Origin of the sequence: Pseudomonas mosselii (genome assembly GCF_005796105.1) — a bacterium.
In the GTDB taxonomy this organism is placed as follows: domain Bacteria; phylum Pseudomonadota; class Gammaproteobacteria; order Pseudomonadales; family Pseudomonadaceae; genus Aquipseudomonas; species Aquipseudomonas mosselii_C.
The window spans coordinates 18,302-37,903 of sequence record NZ_VAUO01000011.1 but is presented as its reverse complement, the minus strand read 5'-3'; the positions used below and the strand labels follow the sequence as shown (position 1 = coordinate 37,903).

The window sequence follows — 19,602 nt, the reverse complement described above, 5'->3', positions numbered from 1 at the left end:
GGCGCAATGCGCCCCTACCCGCTGCCCCTCACTCATTCGGATTTTCGAATAACTTCGTTTAATCCGTTCGGCAATCCGTACGAAACATTCCCTCAAAAAACCGTGAGAAAACATTAAACCCCAGTGTTTTCGCGCCGTTATGATCGGAAGCGGAGCTTGGCACGAGTCATGCTCTACACTTGGAAGCCGAATGCACAACGCATGATGTTGTATTCGTTGAACGAAAGAGTCCGCCAACGGCTCCATAAAAAAAACAAACATGTCGAGGAAATTTTGATGCGCATCGTTCGTCAATTGCTGGGCGCCGCCATCGCGGCCGCGGTCATTTCGTCGCCCGTCATGGCTGAAGAGCTGACCGGTACCCTGAAGAAGATCAAGGATTCGGGCACCATCACACTGGGCCACCGCGACTCTTCCATTCCGTTCTCCTACCTGGCCGGCAAGCCAGAGCCGGTAGGCTACTCCCACGACATCCAACTTGCAGTCGTCGAAGCACTCAAGAAGCAACTGGGCACGGACATCAAAGTCCGCTACAACCTGGTGACCTCGCAAACCCGTATTCCGCTGGTACAAAACGGTACTGTCGACCTGGAATGCGGCTCCACCACCAACAACGTCGAGCGCCAGCAGCAAGTCGGTTTCTCGGTGGGCATCTTCGAAGTCGGCACCCGCCTGCTGACCAAGGTCAAGGATGGCCAGCCAGCCTACAAAGACTTCGCTGACCTGGCCGGCAAGAACGTGGTAACCACCGCCGGCACCACCTCCGAGCGCATCCTCAAAGCGATGAACGCCGATAAGCAGATGAAGATGAACGTGATCTCGGCAAAAGACCACGGCGAAGCCTTCAACATGCTCGAAAGCGGCCGCGCCGTGGCCTTCATGATGGACGACGCACTGCTGGCCGGCGAAATGGCCAAGGCACGCAAACCGTCCGACTGGGTCATCACCGGCACCCCACAGTCGTATGAAATCTATGGCTGCATGGTGCGTAAGGACGACTCGGCCTTCAAGAAAGCCGTGGACGAGGCCATCGTGGCCTACTTCAAGTCGGGCGAGGTCAACAAGAGCTACGACAAGTGGTTCCAACAGCCAATCCCACCTAAGGGCCTGAACCTTCAGTTCCCGATGAGCGACGAGCTGAAGAAACTGATCGCCGAGCCGACCGACAAGGCTGCGGACGAGAAGAAGTCCTGATCCTCAGCGGTCAATAGTGGCCTGGCGCTCAACCGCGCGAATCGATTCCGACAGGCCACTGGTTATGTGTCTACCCTTTCATCCGAGGGCGCCCCGCGCCCCCGGATGCTAGAAGGTGCCCGTGAAACAACCGTCTGAGGGGAAATCCCGATGAATTACAACTGGGACTGGAGCGTGTTCTTCAAGTCCACCGGCGTGGGCAGCGAAACCTATCTGGACTGGTACATCACAGGTCTCGGATGGACCATCGCCATCGCCATTTCCGCCTGGATCATCGCGCTGCTGCTGGGGTCGATCCTTGGCGTCATGCGCACCGTGCCCAACCGTCTGGTGTCAGGGATTGCCACGCTCTACGTCGAGCTGTTCCGCAACGTGCCGCTGCTGGTGCAGCTGTTCATCTGGTACTTCCTGGTGCCGGACCTGCTGCCAGAAGGCTTGCAGGAGTGGTTCAAGCAGGACCTCAATCCGACCACCTCGGCGCTGATCAGCGTGGTCGTGTGCCTGGGCCTGTTCACCGCCGCACGGGTTTGCGAACAGGTGCGTACTGGTATCCAGGCACTGCCGCGTGGCCAGGAGTCCGCCGCCCGCGCGATGGGTTTCAGCCTGTCGCAGATCTATACCAACGTGCTCCTGCCACAGGCCTACCGGATCATTATTCCGCCCCTCACTTCCGAGTTCCTGAACGTGTTCAAGAACTCCTCGGTGGCCTCGCTCATCGGCCTGATGGAGTTGCTGGCACAGACCAAGCAGACCGCTGAGTTCTCCGCCAACCTGTTCGAAGCGTTCACCCTTGCCACGCTGATCTACTTCACCCTGAACATGGGCCTGATGCTGCTCATGCGCCTGGTCGAGAAGAAAGTCGCCGTGCCTGGCTTGATTTCCGTGGGAGGCAAGTAAATGGACATGGATTTCAGCGAAATCATCCCCGCCCTGCCAGCCCTGTGGGACGGCATGCTCATGACCCTGCAACTGATGGTCATGGGTGTAGTCGGCGGCATCGCGCTGGGCACGGTTCTGGCCTTGATGCGCCTGTCCTCGAACAAGCTGCTGTCGAACCTCGCCGGTGCCTACGTCAACTACTTCCGCTCCATCCCGCTGCTGCTGGTGATCACCTGGTTCTACCTGGCGGTGCCGTTCGTGCTGCGCTGGATCACGGGCGAAGACACTCCGGTAGGGGCCTTCACCTCCTGCGTGGTGGCCTTCATGATGTTCGAGGCCGCGTATTTCTGTGAAATCGTCCGCGCCGGCGTGCAGTCGATCTCCAAGGGCCAGATGGGTGCAGCGCAGGCCCTGGGCATGACGTACGGCCAGACCATGCGCCTGATCATCCTGCCCCAGGCGTTTCGCAAGATGACCCCGCTGCTGTTGCAACAGAGCATCATCCTGTTCCAGGACACCTCGCTGGTGTACACCGTGGGCCTGGTCGACTTCCTCAATTCGGCGCGCTCCAACGGCGACATCATCGGACGCTCGCATGAGTTCCTGATCTTCGCCGGTGTCGTCTACTTCATCATCAGCTTCTCCGCTTCCTGGCTGGTCAAGCGCCTGCAAAAAAGGATCACCGTATGATTTCCATCAAGAACGTCAACAAGTGGTACGGCGACTTCCAGGTGCTGACCGATTGCAGCACCGAGGTCAAGAAAGGTGAAGTGGTGGTGGTATGCGGGCCGTCCGGCTCGGGCAAGTCCACCCTGATCAAGTGCGTCAACGCCCTGGAGCCGTTCCAGAAAGGCGACATCGTGGTTGACGGCACCTCGATCGCCGACCCCAAGACCAATCTGCCCAAACTGCGTTCGCGGGTCGGCATGGTGTTCCAGCACTTCGAGCTGTTCCCGCACCTGACCATCACCGAGAACCTCACCATTGCCCAGCGCAAGGTACTCGGACGCAGCGAAGCCGAAGCCACCAAGAAAGGCCTGGCCCTGCTCGAACGCGTCGGCCTCGGCGCTCATGCCAAGAAGCACCCTGGCCAACTCTCCGGTGGCCAGCAGCAGCGCGTGGCGATTGCCCGCGCGCTGTCGATGGACCCGATCGTCATGCTGTTCGACGAACCGACTTCGGCGCTCGACCCGGAGATGGTCAACGAAGTGCTGGATGTGATGGTCGAGCTGGCCAACGAAGGCATGACCATGATGTGCGTGACCCACGAAATGGGCTTTGCCCGCAAGGTGGCCAACCGGGTGATCTTCATGGACAAGGGCAGCATCATCGAGGACTGCCAGAAGGAAGCCTTTTTCGGTGATCCGCAAGGTCGCCACGAACGCACCCAGCACTTCCTCAGCAAGATCCTGCAGCACTGAGCAGGCCCCAACGCCGCTGCCCAACCGGGCAGCGGATGCTGGTCGTGACAAGGCCACTGTGATGAAATGCGACCCTTCGCTCCTTCGCCCTGCCCAGCCCGCCGTGAAATCCCGCCTGATACGCCAACTGCTGCTGCCACCGCTGATCATCCTGCTGATGATCGGGCTGGGCTTCGTCGGCTTCATCGTCAGCGAGAACAACGGCATCCGCACCCTCAGCGACAGCGGCGAGCGCGCGTTGGAACTGCATGCGCGCACGGTCGAGAGTGAAATCAGCAAATACACCTACCTGCCGAGCCTGCTGGAACTCGAAGACAGCGTCTCGCAACTGCTCACTGACCCCGACGGCAGCCAGCGCCAGGCAGTCAACGAATACCTCGAAGGCCTCAACCGGCGCAGTCGCAGCCGGGCGATCTTCGTGCTCGACACCAACGGCCGGGTACAGGCCACCAGCAACTGGCGCGACGCCGACTCGTTTCTCGGCGAAGACCTAGCGTTTCGTGCCTACTTCCAGGCCGCCGTGCGCGGCGAGCCTGGGCGCTTCTACGGGATCGGCACGACCACCGGCGAAGCTGGCTACTACCTGGCACACGGCCTGGAGGAGCACGGCAAGATCATAGGCGTCGCAGTGATCAAGGTACGCCTGGACACCCTCGAGGAACGCTGGCAACGCGCACGCCTGGAAGCCTTCGTCAGCGACGAGAACGGTATCATCATCCTCTCCAGCGACCCGGCCCGACGCCTGAAATCGGTGCGCCCGCTGACACCGCAGATCAAGGAACGCCTGGCGCGCAGCCTGCAATATTACTGGTGGCCGCTCAACGAGCTACAGCCACTGGCCCGCGAAACCCTCGCCGACGGCGTCGAAAAACTGACCTTCCCGGCCAACAGCGAAACCAGCCAGGGCAGCTCGCGCGAGGTCGCTTATCTGGCCCAGACCCGACGCCTGGCCGACACGCCCTGGCACTTCACCCTGCTCACCCCGCTACAGGACCTGCGCCGCGAATCGATAGTGCAGGGCGTGCTGGTGGGCGTGGCGTTCGCCTTGCTGGCGATCCTCGGCATCGCCTGGAACGAGCGGCGTAAGGTGATCGCCACACGCCTGGCCGCACGCGAGGCGCTGCAAGAGGCCAACAGCCAGCTTGAGCGACGCATCGCTGAGCGCACCGCCGACCTGCGTGCCAGTAACGAACGACTCAAGGGGCAGATTCGCGAACGCCGCCACGCCGAACAGACCCTGCGTCATGCCCAGGATGAACTGGTGCAGGCCGGCAAGCTGGCGGCAATCGGGCAAATGTCCACCAGCATCGCCCACGAACTCAACCAACCGCTAGCGGCGCTGCGCACGCTGTCGGGCAATACTGTGCGCTTCCTCGAGCGAGGTGCGCTGGAAACCGCCAGCACCAATCTGCGCACCATGAACGACCTGATCGACCGCATGGGACGCATCACCGCCAGCCTGCGCTCGTTCGCCCGGCGCGGCGACGACAGCGGACAGGCCTCGCTGCAAAAGGCCGTCGACGCGACCCTGCAAGTGCTGGCCAACCGCACCGGTACGTGCACGCTGCATTGCCAGTTCGACGATCAGCAACTGGCGATCGACCAGACACGCCTGGAACAGATCCTGGTCAACCTGATCGGCAACGCCCTCGACGCCATGGCTAGCCAGCCTCAGCCGCAACTGTGGCTGGAAGGCGAAATTCAGGGCGACAAATACCGCCTGCAAGTGCGCGATAACGGTCACGGCATCGACCCGGAGGCGCGCAAGCACTTGTTCGAACCGTTCTTCACCACCAAACCGGGCGAACATGGCCTGGGCCTGGGCCTGACCTTGTCGGCCAGCCTGGTCACCGCAGCCAAGGGCACCCTGAGCGTCGAACACCCCGCTGCCGGCGGCACCGCGTTCGTCCTCGCCCTGCCCCTGGCCTCTCCCCCCCGCGAATCGGCAGACCTTCCATGAACCAAGCCCCCCTTACCGTCCTGATTGTCGAAGACGACCCGCATGTGCTGCTCGGCTGCCAACAGGCGCTGGCCCTGGAGGACATCGCGTGCGAGGGTGTCGGCAGCGCCGAACAGGCCCTCGAACGCATCGGCGATGACTTTGCCGGCATCGTGGTCAGCGATATCCGTCTGCCAGGCATCGATGGCCTGGAATTGCTCAACCGCCTCAAGGCCCGTGACCGAAGCCTGCCGGTGGTGCTGATCACCGGCCACGGCGACATCGACATGGCGGTCGGCGCCATGCGCAACGGCGCCTACGACTTCATGGAAAAGCCCTTCTCGCCCGAGCGCCTGGTCGATGTGGTACGACGCGCGCTGGAGCAGCGCGGCCTGTCGCGCGAGGTAGTCGCCCTGCGTCGCCAACTGGCCGAGCAGAACAGCCTGGAGGGCCGCATCATCGGCCGTTCACCGGCCATGCAGCAACTGCGCGAACTGATCGCCAATGTCGCCGATACCTCGGCCAACGTGCTGATCGAAGGCGAGACCGGTACCGGCAAGGAGTTGGTCGCGCGCTGCCTGCACGACTTCAGCCGCCGCCAGGGCCAGCCGTTCGTAGCCCTGAACTGCGGCGGCCTGCCCGAGAACCTGTTCGAAAGCGAGATCTTCGGCCACGAGGCCAATGCCTTCACCGGCGCCGGCAAGCGCCGTATCGGCAAGATCGAGCACGCCAATGGTGGCACGCTGTTCCTCGACGAAGTGGAAAGCATGCCGATCAACCTGCAGATCAAGCTGCTGCGGGTGCTGCAAGAGCGGACCCTGGAACGCCTGGGCTCGAACCAGAGCATTGCGGTGGACTGCCGGGTGATCGCCGCCACCAAGTCCGACCTCGACGCCCTCGGCCAGAGCGGACAGTTTCGCAGCGACCTGTACTACCGGCTCAACGTGGTAACCCTGGAACTGCCACCGCTGCGCGAGCGGCGCGAGGACATCCTGCAACTGTTCGAGCACTTCCTGCAGCAATCGGCACTGCGCTTCGATCGCCAGGCACCTGAACTCGACAGCCAGACGCTGTCGCGGCTGATGGCCCACGACTGGCCGGGCAACGTGCGCGAACTGCGCAACGTGGCCGAGCGCTACGCCTTGGGTCTGCCGGCGTTCAAGAAAGGCGCGAGCGGCGCGGCCAGCGCAGGGCTGGGTTTTGCCGAGGCGGTGGAGGCGTTCGAGCGCAACCTACTGAGCGAAGCGCTGCACCGCACCGGCGGCAACCTCAGCCAAGCCAGCCAGGAACTGGGGATGGCTAAGACCACGCTGTTCGACAAAGTGAAAAAATACGGCCTCGGCTGACCTGCCCCCAACTCGGAACCGCAACGTGGACCTGATATTCAAAGCCGCCTTGGGCGCTGGCGTGGTGGTGCTGCTGGCGATCTTGTCGAAAACACGCAACTACTACATCGCCGGGCTGGTGCCGTTGTTTCCCACCTTCGCCCTGATCGCCCACTACATCGTCGGCAAGGGCCGCTCGGTGGCCGACCTGAAGGCCACCATCGTGTTCGGGATGTGGTCGATCATTCCGTACTTCGTGTACTTGGCGACCCTATACCTGCTGGTCGAGCGCCTGCGCCTGGAAACCTCGCTGGCACTGGCGACCGTAGCCTGGCTGATGGCAGCGAGTGTACTGGTGACGCTGTGGGTGCGGATGCACTGAAGGTTTGCAGGATACGCCGAGGTACTCACAATCCGGCGAGATGGGTCGCGTCTTGTCGGTGGGCCTGCAAGTAGGGCAGCACGGCCCCTAGCAAAGGCTGCTTGAATGGCTCCTGGAAACGGTGCGCCAAGCCCGGAATCAGGCGCAGTTGGCTACCTTGGATATGCGCCGCCAGGTGCACGCCATGCATCACCGGCAACAGTGGGTCGGCTGTGCCGTGCACCACCAGGGTCGGCACCCGCAACTGATTGAGCAGTTCCACCCGGCTCGGCTCGGCAAGAATCGCCATGATCTGGCGTTTGACACCTTCCGGGTTGAACGCCCGGTCATAAGCCTGCGCGGCCTGCTGCAGCAGCACGGCGCGGTCATCCTTGACCTGAGGGCTGCCCAGCGCTGCCAACAGGTCGGCCTGCTGCTCAATGGCCACTTCTCGGCTAGGCGCACTGCGCCGGGCCAGCAACTGCACCAGCGCCGGATTGGGCGCAGGCAAGCCTGCGGCCCCCGAACTGGACATCACCAGCGTGAGGCTGCGTACCCGCTGCGGTGCCATGGCTGCAATGTGTTGAGCGATCATCCCGCCCATGCTCACCCCCAACACATGGAACTGGCGAACGTGCAGCGCATCCATCAGGCCGAGGCCGTCACCGGCCATGTCGGTCAGGCTGTAGGGCGCCGACACCGGCAGGCCGAGCTTGTAGCGCAACAGCTCGACGGTGAGATTGGCCGAGTCAGGCAGACGATTCCAGCGCGACAGGCCCACGTCGCGGTTGTCATAGCGAATCACCCGAAAGCCCTGGCGGCAAAGCGCCTCGACCACATCGTCCGGCCAATGGATCAGTTGCCCGCCAAGGCCCATCACCAGCAGCAACGCAGGATCACGGGGCGCGCCGACGCTCTGGTAGACCAGGCTCAGCTCACCCAGCTCGGCGCGTTGCACCGGAACGTGAGGGTCGCAGCGACCTTCGGCGAAGCTCGCCTGCGCCACGACCTGCAAGAAAACAAAGAACAGAAACGCCCGCATGAAAGAAACACCAGAATGCAGATCCCCAGTAGAGCGCGAGTCTGATGAAGTTCATGCCGGCGCGCTGCCACAAAACCGTGACAATTTCGTGAACCTTGCCGAGTGGTCGTGCGCGAGCGGACCAGCGCGGCTTGCACGTCGGCGTTCAACGATATCGACAGCACACTCAACATGAGGGAAACTCAACGTCATTCCCTGTTTACCCGCGATATTGCTCACGGAGCCCTTGTGCTGGAAATCCGCCACCTGAAAACCCTTCATGCCCTGCGCGAGGCCGACAGCCTGGTGGAGGCTGCCGAACGCCTGCACCTGACCCAATCGGCGCTGTCGCATCAGTTCAAGGAGCTAGAGGAGCGCCTCGGTCTGCCACTGTTCGTACGCAAGACCAAGCCGATTCGCTTCACCAGCGCCGGCCTGCGCCTGCTGCAACTGGCCGACGCCACCCTGCCACTGCTGCGCGGCGCCGAACGCGACATCGCGCGGCTGGCCGGCGGTACTGCCGGGCGCCTGCACATGGCAATCGAATGCCACAGCTGCTTCCAGTGGCTGATGCCGACCATCGACCAGTTCCGCGACGCCTGGCCCGAGGTCGAGCTGGACCTGGCCTCGGGCTTCGCCTTCGCGCCGTTGCCGGCACTGGCCCGCGGCGACCTCGACCTGGTGGTGACCTCCGATCCGCTGGACTTGGCCGGCATCACCTACGTGCCGCTTTTTACCTACGAAGCGATGCTCGCGGTGGCCAACCAGCATGCGCTGGCCAGCAAACCGTACATCGTGCCCCAGGACTTGCTCGACCAGACCCTGATCACCTATCCGGTGGAACGCGACCGCCTGGACATATTCACCCGCTTCCTGGAGCCCGCCGACATCGAGCCGGCAGCGGTACGCACCTCTGAACTGACGGTGATGATGATGCAGCTGGTGGCCAGCGGGCGCGGCGTGTGCGGCATGCCGCACTGGGCGCTGCACGAGTACAGTTCGCGTGGCTACGTCAAAGGCAAGCGTCTGGGTGAAAAAGGGCTGTTCGCCACGCTCTACGCGGCGGTGCGCACCGACATGCTCGATGCACCGTACATGCGCGATTTCCTGCTGACCGCCAAGGACACCTCGTTCGCCACGCTCGACGGCGTCAGCGCGGTGCGTTGAGGCGCTCGCGCCACAACGGCAGGATCAGGTCACGGGTCAGCGGCGCGAGCTCAAGCGTCAGCGTGTCGCTCGCCGCCAGCCACACCACCTCTTCGATTTCAGCCGCCGGGGCTACCGCCTCGGCGCAATCGACGCAAAACAGCTCGGCTTGCACCTGGAAGCCTGGCTCGTTGGCTGCCGGCGCGCTGAAGCGCCCGAGGTGAACGACCTGGGCGGGGTCGAGCTGTAAGCCCAACTCCTCGTGCAACTCGCGCACCAGCGCCTGGGCAGGCGACTCACCCGCATCGATCTTGCCGCCAGGCTGCATGAAGGCCACGGTGCCACGCTTGCGCACCAGCAGGGTACGGCCCTGCGGATCGAGCAGCAGGGCAGCGGCTATGTGGATAGTCTTGGGCATGGCGGACTCGCGGTTTTCTTCGGGGTGAGCAGGATACCGGATTCGAGCCGCCTGAAAGCGCATGTTCGCGCCCAAGCAACCCTTCAAGACAGCACGGCGCCCAACCCGCCCGGCGATTTTTCATTTCCTCGTGCCCGTCCGGCGCTGGCGAAATGCGGGTTAACCGGGCTATGGTCGGGGTTTGTCCAGGCCCTGAGCCTGACCGAGCCATTCGCAAGGACCCCGTATGAGCCTGTCACTTCTCAGTCGCTATGCCTGCTTCGCCGCCTGCGTGCTGTTCACCCTGGCCAGCCTGCCCTTCGTGCACCACGAATGGTTGTGGCCATTCACCCTGGCCACCGGCGTGCTCAGCCTGATTGGGGTATTCGACCTGTTGCAGCAGCGTCACGCGGTACGCCGCAATTATCCGATCCTGGGCAACATCCGCTATCTGGTCGAGGGCATTCGCCCGGAGATCCGCCAGTACCTGCTGGAAGCCGACAGCGATGCCCTGCCCTTCTCCCGGGCACAACGCTCGCTGGTGTATGCCAGGGCCAAGAACGAAGCCTCGGACAAGCCCTTCGGTACGCTCATCGATGTGTATCAGTCAGGCTTCGAGTTCATCGGCCACTCGATGCGTCCGGCACCGCTGGCAGACCCAGCAAGCTTTCGGGTGACGGTCGGCGGGCCACAGTGTACCCAGCCGTATTCGGCGTCGATCTTCAATATTTCGGCGATGAGCTTCGGCTCGCTTAGCGCCAACGCCATCCGCGCCCTCAATCAAGGCGCCAAGCTCGGCAACTTTGCCCACGATACCGGCGAAGGCAGCATCAGCCCTTATCACCGCGAGCATGGCGGCGACCTGACCTGGGAGCTGGGCAGCGGCTACTTTGGCTGCCGCACGCCGGATGGGCGTTTCGACCCTGAGCGCTTCGCCGCCCAGGCACAGAATCCGCAAGTGCGGATGATCGAGATCAAGATGAGCCAAGGCGCCAAGCCCGGCCACGGTGGCATCCTGCCCAAGCACAAGGTCACCCAGGAGATCGCCGACACCCGTGGCGTACCGATGGGCGAAGACTGCATCTCGCCGTCACGCCACAGCGCCTTCTCCACCCCCATCGAGCTGATGCACTTCATCGCCCGACTGCGTGAGCTGTCCGGTGGCAAGCCGGTGGGTTTCAAATTCTGCCTGGGCCATCCCTGGGAGTTCATGGGGATTGCCAAGGCCATGCTGGAAACCGGCATCCTTCCCGATTTCATCGTCGTCGATGGCAAGGAAGGCGGTACTGGCGCAGCGCCGGTGGAGTTCACCGACCATATCGGTGTGCCGCTGCGCGAGGGCTTGCTGTTCGTGCACAACACCTTGGTGGGGCTGAACCTGCGCGACAAGATCAAGCTCGGTGCCAGCGGCAAGATCGTCAGCGCCTTCGACATCGCCAGCGTGCTAGCCATCGGCGCCGACTGGGCCAACTCGGCACGCGGTTTCATGTTCGCCATTGGCTGCATCCAGTCGCAAAGCTGCCATACCAACAAATGCCCTACCGGTGTCGCCACCCAGGACACGCTGCGCCAGCGCGCCCTGGTGGTGCCAGACAAGGCCCAACGGGTGTTCAACTTCCACCGCAACACCCTGCGCGCATTGGCCGAGATGCTGGCCGCCGCCGGGCTCGAACATCCATCGCAACTACAAGCCAAGCATTTGGTACGGCGTGTATCGGCCACCGAGATCAAGCTGTTCTCGCAGATGCACGTGTTCCTCAAGCCCGGCGAGTTGCTGACCGGCGAGGTGAACGGACAGTTCTATTCGCGCATGTGGCAACTGGCGCGGGCGGACAGTTTCGAACCGCACAGTGAAGAGGCGGCCTGACCGGCCATCCGCTCGGGGCCAGCGCATGCCGCTGATGCCCCGCGAGCCCCGGACGTTTCCTACAAATTTTTCCCCGAACCCGACCACCGTCTAAGCTTCAGGCAAGCAAGACGCAAATACTGGCCGGACTCAAGACTATGGGCGCACTGTGGCAATCGGAACCAAGCAGAACGGAAGCACCCAAAGCACCCCAGGCTGAAGCCCCATCGCCCCTGAAACCACGCCAGCGCCGCCTGTGGTGGCGCTTGATCCTGCTCGTGCTGGTGTTGGCGCTGCTCGCCTTGGGCTACGCCGCCTGGCAGGAAATCCAGACCTCACGCCTGCAATCGCGCGAGTTCAGCCGCCTGGCCAGCACCCTCACCTACAGCCTGCAACCGGGCCCGAGCGATGCCATCGTCTACCCCGGCGACGGGCCATTCGACAAGCGCCTGGGCTACAGCGCCCTGGGCGAATTCCTGCCACGGCTGCTCAAACGCGACTACCTGATCAACCAACAGGTGCGCTTCTCCCCGGCGCTGATGCGCTATGTCGAACACGGTCTGTTCGTGCCCTTCGTCGAGAAGATCCAGGCTGGTCTATCGATCACCGACTGCCGCGGCGACATGCTCTACCAGTACAACTACCCCCAACACCTGTACGCCAACTTCGCGGCCATTCCCCCGGTCATGGTCAACAGCCTGCTGTTCATCGAGAACCGTGAGTTGCTCGACCCGAAAGATCCACAGAACAATCCCGCGGTGGACTGGCCGCGCTTCGCCAAGGCCGCGTACAGCCAGTTGGCCAAATACCTGGCGTTGCCCGGCCAGTCGGCCGGCGGCAGCACCCTGGCCACCCAGTTGGAGAAATACCGCCACTCCCCCGACGGGCTGACCGTCTCCGGTGCCGAGAAGATCCGCCAGATGATCTCGGCCAGCGTGCGCGCCTACCAAGGCGGGCCGGACACCACCGAGGCGCGTGAGCGCATCGTGCGCGACTACCTCAACAGCGTACCGCTGTCGGCGGTGCCGGGGCATGGCGAGGTGCATGGCATGGCCGAGGGCCTGCGGGTGTGGTACGGCGCGGACTTCGACCAGGTCAACCAGGCGCTGATGTCGACCGCCAGCGACGAGAAGAGTCTGGCCGAACGTGGCCTGGCCCTGCGCCAGGTGCTGGCGCTGATGATCGCCCAGCGCCGGCCTTCTTATTACCTGTCTAAAGGCCGCCTGGAACTGGCCGAGCTTACCGATTCGCACATCCGCGTGCTGGCCGCCAACGGCATCATCGAACGCCCGCTGGCGGACGCCGCACTGGCCAGCAAGGCGGTGTACCGCGATTGGGTAGCCCAGCCGACCATCGTGCCGATCATCACCAACAAAGGCATCAGCCTGGCCCGTAACCGCCTGGCGGCGATGCTCAACCGCCCGCTGTACGACCTTGATCGCCTTGACCTGTCGGCGACCAGCACGTTGCAGGCCGACCTGCAGGTGCAGGTCAGCCAGTACCTGAAGAACCTCGCCGATCCAGCCTTCGCCGCACAGCTGGGGCTGATCGGCGAACGCCTGCTGACCAGCAAGACCACCGACCAGGTGAGCTACAGCTTCACCCTGTTCGAGCGCACCGCCGATGGCTCGCGGGTGCGGGTGCAAACCGACAGCACCGACCAGCCGTTCGATATCAACGAGGGCAGCAAGCTGGAGCTGGGCTCCACCGCCAAGCTGCGGGTACTCACCACTTACCTGGAGATCATCGCCGAACTGCACGACAAGTACGCCGGCAAGCCGGCAGCCGAACTCAAACAGGTGCCGGTGGCCGAACTCGACCGCATCAGCCAGTGGTCGCTGGAGTGGCTGATGCAGAACAGCAAGAACCAGAGCCTGGACGCGATGCTCGACGCGGCGCTGGAGCGCAAGTACTCGGCCAACACCGGCGAGGCCTTCTTTACCGGTGGCGGCATGCACGTGTTCAACAACTTCCGCAAGGAAGACAACAACCGTAATCCGACACTCAAGGATGCACTGCGCGAGTCGATCAACCTGCCCTTCATCCGCCTGATGCGCGACATCGTGCGCTACGTCACCTACCAGCAGCCTTTCAACCGCGAACCGTTGCTCAAGGACGACGCCGACCCGCGCCGCCAGGAATACCTGGCGCGCTTCGCCGACCGCGAAGGCACCAACTACATGATGCGGTTCTGGAAAAAATACCAGCGCAAGACCTCGCAGCAACGCCTGGACACCTTCCTCGACAGCCTGCGCGTTACCCCGCAACGCCTGGCAGCCGTGCACCGCTACCTGTTCCCCGAAGCCGGCCAGGATACCTTCAACCGTTTCGTACGCGCCCACAGCAAGGGCGACAAACAGGACTTGGCCAAGCTCACCGACAGCCGCCTGGTGGAAATGTACGCAGCCTACGGCCCCGGCAAGTTCGACCTGCCTGACCAGGGCTTCATCGCCAAGGTGCACCCGCTGGACCTGTGGATGCTGGGTTACCTGCTGAAGAACCCCGGCGCCTCGCTCAAGGACACCCTCAACGCCAGCCGTTTCGAGCGCCAGGAAGTGTACGGCTGGCTGTTCAAGAGCCGCTACCAAGGCGCCCGTGACAGCCGCATCCGCACCATGGTCGAGATCGAGGCCTTCACTGACATCCATCAGCGCTGGAAGCGCGTCGGCTACCCGTTCGATCACCTGGTCCCGTCGCTGGCCACCGCCATCGGCAGCTCCGGCGACCGGCCGGCGGCGCTGTCGGAGCTGGTGGGGATCATCCAGAACGACGGCGTGCGCCTGCCCACCCTGCGCATCGACACCTTGCACTTCGCCCAAGGCACGCCTTACGAAACGCAACTGATCAGCGACCCGGACCGTGGTCAACGGATCCTCCCGGTGGAGGTGGCGCGAGCACTCAAGGGCGCCATGTCACAGGTGGTCGACGCCGGCACCGCACGGCGAATCTCTGGCAGCTTCAAGCTGCATGACGGCACCCCACTGGTGATGGGCGGCAAGACCGGTACCGGCGACAACCGTATCGAAAGTTTCGGCGCTGGCGGTCGGTTGATCGGCTCGCGCTCGCTGAACCGTACGGCAACCTTCGTGTTCTACCTGGGCGATAACCACTTCGGCACACTCACCGCGTTCGTCTCGGGGCGTTCGGCCGAGGCCTTCACCTTCACCTCGGCGCTGCCCGTTCAGGTGCTCAAGGGCATGGCGCCAATCCTCATGCCGTACCTCGAACCGGGTAACCCGAACGCCTGTAAAGCACCGCAAGTGGCGCTGGTTCCGCTGGGCAGGCCGGACCTATCGATCAATTAGATGAGAATGATCCGCATTTTTACGCTTGTCTTTAGATATATCTTGAGTAATATCTTTCGATATATCTAAACGACGGAGCCTTGTGCGATGCGTGAGTATGATCCCTTCGAACGCCGCCCCGGCCGCGGCGAACGCGGCCCGCGAGTATTCGCCCCGGGTGACCTGAAGCTGCTGATCCTGTCGATGCTGGCCAAGCAGCCCGGCCACGGCTACGACCTGATCCGCCAGATCGAAAACCTCTTCGACGCCAGCTACAGCCCGAGCCCCGGCGTGATCTATCCCACCCTGAACTACCTCGAAGAAGCCGAACTTATCAGTGGCCAGGTGCAAGGCAGCAAGCGCCTGTATGCCATCACCGACGTAGGCCGCCACGCCCTCGCCGAGCAGGCTGTGGCCTTGGATGGCGTGCACATGCGCATCGAAGTGAGCAAGCGCGCCCTACGCGGCCACGACCGCCCGCCCGAGATTCACGAAGCCGTCGGCAACCTGCGCCATGCCTTGCACATGCACAGCGGCCATTGGACACCCGACGAAATCGAGCGGGTACGTACCCTGCTCAACGACACCGCCAAAGCCATTGCCGCAGGGCCCACCACTACGGAGAACACCCCATGAGCGACACCATCCATCGCGTCAATCACGAGATCCGTCAACGCCGTCTTGTGGTGCTGCGGGTCACCGAGCTGACCCCGCGCATGCGCCGCATCACCCTCGGTGGCGCGGAGCTGGCCGGTTTCACCAGCCTGGGCACAGACGATCACATCAAGCTGCTATTCGCCGAAACGCCTGAACAGCAACACGCCCTCGACGCCCGCAACCTGGGCCGTGACGGCGGTGCCAAGCCGACCATGCGCGAGTACACGCCGCGGCGCATCGACCTGGTCAACCTGGAGCTGGACATAGATTTCGTCCTGCATGGCGACGGTCCTGCATCTACCTGGGCGGCCCAGGCAGCACCGGGGCAAACCTTGCACATCGCCGGCCCCCGCGCCTCGATGGTGGTGCCCGATATCTTCGACAGCTACCTGCTGGTCGGTGATGAAACCGCGATCCCGGCCATTGCCCGCCGCCTCGAAGCACTGCCTGCCGGGCGCCAGGTGCTGGCAGTGATTCAGATCGAGGACGAGCACGAGCGCCAGGCACTGGCGAGCCAGGCGCACGTCGAGGTGATCTGGGTGCATCGGCATGCGCAGGATCTGCTGGACGTGCTGCAGCACCTGGCACTGCCCCAAGGTCGTTTGTACGGCTGGGTGGCGCTGGAGAAGGCGTTGACTCGCGAGGCCAAGGCACTGCTGCTGGACAAAGGCGTGCCGGATGATGCCTTGAAAGCAGCAGCTTACTGGCGGGCCGATGGCACCGCCGAGGACGCGTAAGGTTTACCCGGCGTGGGAGCGAGCCGCGATGAGCCCATCGGCATCAGCGCGAGCGGCGCCCACGCCACCGGTCCAGGCCGAGCAACACCAGCCCAATCCCCCAGAATCCCGCCAGCACGCCCGACGCGTTGATCATCGCTTGCCCATACCCCAACTGCGCCACATCAATGAACGGGTAGGGATAAACGCCAATCTGATGCCCGCGAAACAGTACCAGGACAAAGTAAAGCGCCGGGTACAACGCCCAGGCGGCCAGATGCCAGAGACGCAAGTGACCTTTCGGCACGGTGCACCACCAATAGCAGACGAACAGCACCGGCATGACGTCGTGCAGCAGTTCATCTGCCACCCATTGCCAACCTTCGGGCTGCCACAGGTGGCGCAGCAACAGGCTATAAGCTGAGCCCACCAACACGATGCTGGCTGTAACACAGCCGGTCACTGCGGGTGAAAGCCACCAACGCCGCGCGGCCGATGGGTGCCCGAACGCGGCCTGGCTGAGCACCGTGGCCGCCAGCGTGTTGCTCAGCACGGTGAAGTAGCAAAACAGGTTGATCAGCCCACCGACTAGGCTGGCCTGCTCTTGCCACCGCGCCAGTAGCACCAGGTAGAGCTGGATCGCCAACCCCGCCCATCCGAGCACGGCCGCCAGAGTCAGCCAGGGGCGAGACGGCATCAGGCTGTACGCTGCAACTTCACGTACAACTGCTCGACCTTTTCCCGGGCCCAGGGCGTCTTGCGCAGGAACGTCAGGCTCGACTTGATGCTGGGGTCGCTTTTGAAGCAGCGGATATCGACGCGCTCGGCCAGGCCCTGCCATTGGTAGTGCGCCACCAGCTCGGTGAGGATCTGCTCGAGGGTCTTGCCGTGCAGCGCGTTGTGTTGGGCCGTGCTCATGCCAGTGCTCCTGATTCGGGAAGGTGCGCACATTACACGAGTGTAGTGGGCCAGTGGAGCGCAAAGAGCCGGCATCGCACGCCTCGTGTAGGAGCGGCCTCGTGCCGCGAAGGGGCGCACAGCGCCCCCCGACAGTCTTGTATGAGGCTGACATCCTGGGGCCGCTTACGCAGCCCTCTCGCGGCACGAGGCGGCTCCTACACTGGACCGCACCAGCCGCGAGAGGGCAATGGCGTGGGCCGACATTGAGATGTTATATTGTAACTATACTCATGTCTGCCAAGGAACGCCACGCCCCCATGCGTCACATCCCACTGCGCCTAACACCTCTCGCCGCCGCCTTGTGGCTGGCATCGTTCCCCAGCCACGCCGTGGAGCTGCAACCCCAGGTGATTACTGCAAATCCGCTGGGCAATGCCCAGTTGGCCGCGCCAAGCTCCGTGCTCGAAGACGACGACCTGCTGCAACAGCAACACAGCAGCCTCGGTGAAACCCTGAACAAGCAGCCCGGCGTCGCCTCTACCTGGTTCGGTCCCGGCGCCAGTCGCCCGGTGATCCGTGGCCTGGACGGCGACCGGATCCGCATCCTGCGCAACGGTGTAGGTGCACTGGACGCCTCGTCGCTGTCGTATGACCATGCCGTGCCCCTGGATCCGGTCAACGTCGAGCGCATCGAGATCATCCGTGGCCCCGCCGCCCTGCTCTACGGTGGCAACGCCATCGGCGGGGTGGTCAACACCTTCGACAACCGCATCCCCGACTCATCCATCGACGGCATCCACGGTGCAGGCGAGCTGCGCTACGGCGGCGCCGACACCACCCGCAGCAGCGCCGGCAAGCTAGAAGCCGGCAATGGTGAATTCGCCCTGCACCTGGACGCCAGCAGCCGCGCGTTCAACGACCTGCGCATCCCCGGCTACGCCCGCAGCGACAAAGTGCGCGACCCCGACGATCCGGGCAGCAAGCACCGCCTGGAGAACAGCGACGGTCGCCAGGACGGCGGCGCCATCGGCGGCTCCTACCAGTGGGATCATGGCTACGCCGGCCTGTCCTACAGCCGCTACGACAGCAACTACGGCTCGGTGGCTGAGTCCGGTGTGCGCCTGGACATGCAGCAGGACCACTACGCCTTTGCCTCCGAACTACGCGATCTCGATGGGCCGTTCAGCTCGGTCAAGCTCGACGCCGGCTACACCGACTACGTGCACCGCGAGATCGAAGATGGCGAGGTCGGCACCACCTTCAAGAACAAGGGCTACGAGGCCCGCATCGAGGCCCGCCACCAGCCACTGGGCCCCGTCGAAGGGGTCGTTGGGGTCCAGCTCAACCGCAACGAGTTCTCCGCGCTGGGCGAAGAGGCCTTCGTGCCACACAGCGACACCGACACCTTGGCACTGTTCGCACTCGAACAATGGCAGGCCACCGAGCGCCTGAACCTGAGCCTGGGCGCACGTCTGGAACATACCCGTATCGACCCGGACGCCAAGGGCAACGCGACCTTCGCCACGGCCGACAGCGACAGCACGTTCAACGCCTTCAGCCTCTCCTCGGGCGCCGTGTATCAGCTCGACCCAGTCTGGGCCCTGGCCGCCAGCCTCGGCTACACCGAGCGCGCACCGACTTTCTACGAGCTGTATGCCAATGGCGCCCACGTCGCCACCGGCGCCTATGAAGTGGGCGATGCCAGCCTGAACAAAGAGAAAGCCATCTCCGCCGACCTGGCCCTGCGCTTCGATAACGGTATCCACAAGGGCAGCATCGGGGTGTTCTACAGCCACTTTCGCAATTACATCGGCCTGATCGACAGTGGCAACACGCGTCTTACCGACGAAGGTGACGAATTCCCCGAACTGCTCTACCAAGGGGTGCGCGCACGCTTCTACGGCATCGAGGCGCAGGACCGCTGGCAGTTGCTGAAAAACCCCTACGGCAGCTTCGCCCTTGAACTCTCTGGCGACTACACCCGCGCCAACAACCTCGACAGCGGCGAGCCGCTGCCACGCATCGCCCCACTGCGCCTGAACAGCGGCCTGGTGTGGGAGCTGGACCGCTGGCAGGCACGGATCGATGTGCAACACGCCGCCTCGCAGCACCGCAAGCCGAGCAACGAGACCAGCACCGATGGGTACACCACCCTGGGCGCAAGCGTCGGTTACCGCTTCGACGTCGGCCAGAGCCAGTGGCTGGCATTTGTCCGTGGCGAGAACCTGACCGACCAGACCGTGCGCTATGCCAGCTCGATCCTGCGCGACATCGCGCCAGCGCCAGGGCGTAGTGTCGAGGTAGGGCTGCGCACAACGTTCTGATCGCAAGCACCTCAGGCAAGGGGCGTCGGGGCACCGACGCCACTTACCGTTAGGCACGAGTACTGTTACCTGATCAGCAACAATCCCCTGCGACATTTTGTCTTTTTTTCTTACATTTTCCCCTATATCCTCCCCGCCGCAAGCTGAAACGCTTCATCAGCACAATTTACTGCCATTTACCTCGAAGACTGC

Annotated in this window: 17 protein-coding genes; 13 read left to right on the top strand and 4 right to left on the bottom strand. The window is 63.4% G+C overall.

Annotated elements, in window-relative coordinates:
• Nucleotides 1-276: 276 nt before the first annotated feature.
• From FEM01_RS19525 to FEM01_RS19495, 7 genes are all read left to right on the top strand, one after another.
• On the top strand, nt 277-1,194 hold the full coding sequence (locus tag FEM01_RS19525) for a glutamate/aspartate ABC transporter substrate-binding protein (RefSeq protein ID WP_138221114.1): 918 nt from the start codon (nt 277-279) through the stop codon (nt 1,192-1,194).
• A gap of 150 nt (nt 1,195-1,344) precedes the next feature.
• On the top strand, nt 1,345-2,091 hold the full coding sequence (locus tag FEM01_RS19520) for an amino acid ABC transporter permease (RefSeq protein ID WP_138221113.1): 747 nt from the start codon (nt 1,345-1,347) through the stop codon (nt 2,089-2,091).
• On the top strand, nt 2,092-2,763 hold the full coding sequence (locus FEM01_RS19515) for an amino acid ABC transporter permease (protein WP_138221112.1): 672 nt from the start codon (nt 2,092-2,094) through the stop codon (nt 2,761-2,763).
• A complete protein-coding gene (locus FEM01_RS19510) occupies nt 2,760-3,494 on the top strand; it encodes an amino acid ABC transporter ATP-binding protein (RefSeq protein ID WP_138221111.1) in 735 nt (244 codons plus the stop codon). The genes FEM01_RS19515 and FEM01_RS19510 overlap by 4 nt, the downstream gene beginning before the upstream one ends.
• A gap of 61 nt (nt 3,495-3,555) precedes the next feature.
• The gene (locus FEM01_RS19505) at nt 3,556-5,454 is read left to right on the top strand and encodes a sensor histidine kinase (RefSeq protein WP_138221110.1); all 1,899 of its coding nucleotides are present in this window, start codon (nt 3,556-3,558) and stop codon (nt 5,452-5,454) included.
• Nucleotides 5,451-6,779, top strand: coding sequence for a sigma-54-dependent transcriptional regulator (locus FEM01_RS19500; protein WP_138221109.1), 1,329 nt, complete (start codon nt 5,451-5,453; stop codon nt 6,777-6,779). Before FEM01_RS19505 ends, FEM01_RS19500 begins: the two co-directional genes overlap by 4 nt.
• Nucleotides 6,780-6,813: 34 nt before the next feature.
• A complete protein-coding gene (locus tag FEM01_RS19495) occupies nt 6,814-7,140 on the top strand; it encodes a GlpM family protein (protein ID WP_138221178.1) in 327 nt (108 codons plus the stop codon).
• 25 nt (nt 7,141-7,165) lie between these two features.
• On the opposite strand, the gene FEM01_RS19490 is transcribed toward FEM01_RS19495, so the two are convergent.
• Entirely contained in the window at nt 7,166-8,161 is a 996-nt protein-coding gene (locus FEM01_RS19490; RefSeq protein ID WP_138221108.1) for an alpha/beta fold hydrolase, read from the bottom strand.
• 228 nt (nt 8,162-8,389) lie between these two features.
• On the opposite strand from FEM01_RS19490, the gene metR reads away from it, so the two are divergent.
• A complete protein-coding gene (gene metR, locus FEM01_RS19485) occupies nt 8,390-9,307 on the top strand; it encodes a transcriptional regulator MetR (RefSeq protein WP_134693470.1) in 918 nt (305 codons plus the stop codon).
• Here metR and FEM01_RS19480 read toward each other — a convergent pair.
• Nucleotides 9,291-9,704 carry an NUDIX hydrolase gene (locus FEM01_RS19480; protein WP_138221107.1) on the bottom strand — a complete coding sequence of 138 codons (414 nt, stop codon included), beginning with the start codon at nt 9,702-9,704 and terminating at the stop codon, nt 9,291-9,293. The genes metR and FEM01_RS19480 overlap by 17 nt on opposite strands.
• 226 nt (nt 9,705-9,930) lie before the next feature.
• Here FEM01_RS19480 and FEM01_RS19475 point away from each other — a divergent pair, with 226 nt between their 5' ends.
• The 4 genes from FEM01_RS19475 (at nt 9,931) to FEM01_RS19460 (ending at nt 16,207) form a co-directional block, all read left to right on the top strand.
• The gene (locus FEM01_RS19475; RefSeq protein WP_138221106.1) at nt 9,931-11,550 is read left to right on the top strand and encodes an FMN-binding glutamate synthase family protein; all 1,620 of its coding nucleotides are present in this window, start codon (nt 9,931-9,933) and stop codon (nt 11,548-11,550) included.
• A 137-nt stretch (nt 11,551-11,687) separates the two neighbouring features.
• Nucleotides 11,688-14,834 carry a transglycosylase domain-containing protein gene (locus tag FEM01_RS19470; RefSeq protein WP_138221105.1) on the top strand — a complete coding sequence of 1,049 codons (3,147 nt, stop codon included), beginning with the start codon at nt 11,688-11,690 and terminating at the stop codon, nt 14,832-14,834.
• Between the two features lie 87 nt (nt 14,835-14,921).
• A complete protein-coding gene (locus FEM01_RS19465) occupies nt 14,922-15,449 on the top strand; it encodes a PadR family transcriptional regulator (protein ID WP_138221104.1) in 528 nt (175 codons plus the stop codon).
• Nucleotides 15,446-16,207 (top strand): siderophore-interacting protein, encoded by a 762-nt coding sequence (locus tag FEM01_RS19460; protein WP_138221103.1) that lies wholly within the window; start codon nt 15,446-15,448, stop codon nt 16,205-16,207. Before FEM01_RS19465 ends, FEM01_RS19460 begins: the two co-directional genes overlap by 4 nt.
• A gap of 43 nt (nt 16,208-16,250) precedes the next feature.
• Here FEM01_RS19460 and FEM01_RS19455 read toward each other — a convergent pair whose 3' ends face one another.
• Together FEM01_RS19455 and FEM01_RS19450 are read right to left on the bottom strand one after the other, a co-directional pair.
• Nucleotides 16,251-16,883, bottom strand: coding sequence for a Pr6Pr family membrane protein (locus tag FEM01_RS19455; RefSeq protein ID WP_138221102.1), 633 nt, complete (start codon nt 16,881-16,883; stop codon nt 16,251-16,253).
• A complete protein-coding gene (locus FEM01_RS19450; protein WP_138221101.1) occupies nt 16,883-17,104 on the bottom strand; it encodes a VF530 family DNA-binding protein in 222 nt (73 codons plus the stop codon). Before FEM01_RS19450 ends, FEM01_RS19455 begins: the two co-directional genes overlap by 1 nt.
• A gap of 299 nt (nt 17,105-17,403) precedes the next feature.
• Here FEM01_RS19450 and FEM01_RS19445 point away from each other — a divergent pair, with 299 nt between their 5' ends.
• Nucleotides 17,404-19,410 carry a TonB-dependent receptor gene (locus FEM01_RS19445; protein ID WP_138221100.1) on the top strand — a complete coding sequence of 669 codons (2,007 nt, stop codon included), beginning with the start codon at nt 17,404-17,406 and terminating at the stop codon, nt 19,408-19,410.
• Nucleotides 19,411-19,602: the final 192 nt, after the last annotated feature.